Below are 992 nucleotides of genomic sequence, written 5' to 3'. Positions count from 1 at the left end.
AATATTTGCTTTAGTACAAATAAGACGGAATGCTTGTTGTAATTCATGTTGAGGTACTCCATTCCCTCTTTTATCAAGGAATAAATGATTGTTGACAAAATGATTTTCTTTTACTATACTCTTTCGCCAGTCAAGATATAATTTTAGCATTTTCATAACTGGAGCGTTTGCTGTAACCAGTCTACTCTTATGGAATTTCGTTTCATTGATATATAACAAATCATTATTTAGATCTATATCTTCAACTAATAGTCGTGTCGTTTCACCAGAACGCAAACCAAGACAGTAAGTTAATTTCAACATTGTTTGTATGACATACGGATATTCAATATTATATCGTTGTCGGTAACAAAGTGCAGTAGCAAAAATTTTATTCAATTCATCCGTACTATATATATACGGTGTAAAATCATGTCTGATTGTAGGACGGATTTTGGGTAACGGGATAGAATGTATAAACTTTCTGGAAAATGCCCACACGAAGAAGCGTTCAAGCTTGCAGAATTGATAATCCCAATACCGAGTATAATTATTATTTTTACGTCCTTTACAGTTTAAGAAGTTCTGGCAGTCTGTTTCTTTAATCTCATCAAGTTCAACAATAGGATTTATATATCTCTCAAAACGCAATAATAAATATCTTACATCTCTAATCTTTTCTCCCAAACTTTCCTTATAGGAAAGATAGAGATGAATGGCTTCTTTTATATTCATAACATGACCTCCCATTCTATTTGTGAGACTTTGCGCAGATTAGTAATATCTATTTTTGAATAGATTCTGGTTGTATCTTGTAATCGATGACCCAGGATGTCCCCGATTTCTTTTAAAGAAACACCATTGTTGATTAGATTGGAAGCACACGCATGGCGCAAAGAATGTCCACCAATGTGTTTTATGTTGATTGGTATTTTAAGTCCTTTGTATGCATCCGAAACAATCTTATAAATGCATGATCTTGTTAAAGACTTATATGGCATGAATGTAGTCAT

The 992-nt window shown here is 32.9% G+C and carries 2 protein-coding genes; both read right to left on the bottom strand.

The features are described 5' to 3' along the window. Positions 1 to 714, bottom strand: a 714-nt coding sequence (locus tag H9625_RS17375; protein ID WP_191765578.1) for a tyrosine-type recombinase/integrase, incomplete at its 3' end; no start/stop codon positions are given. Beyond that, the coding region (locus H9625_RS17370) for a tyrosine-type recombinase/integrase (protein ID WP_191765576.1) at positions 711 to 992 on the bottom strand (282 nt) is incomplete at its 5' end. The genes H9625_RS17375 and H9625_RS17370, both read right to left, overlap by 4 nt.

The organism is Phocaeicola intestinalis, assembly GCF_014837065.1.
Lineage (GTDB): Bacteria > Bacteroidota > Bacteroidia > Bacteroidales > Bacteroidaceae > Phocaeicola > Phocaeicola intestinalis.
The sequence above is the reverse complement of the archived record's forward strand: the minus strand, read 5'-3'. Positions and strand labels throughout refer to the sequence as shown.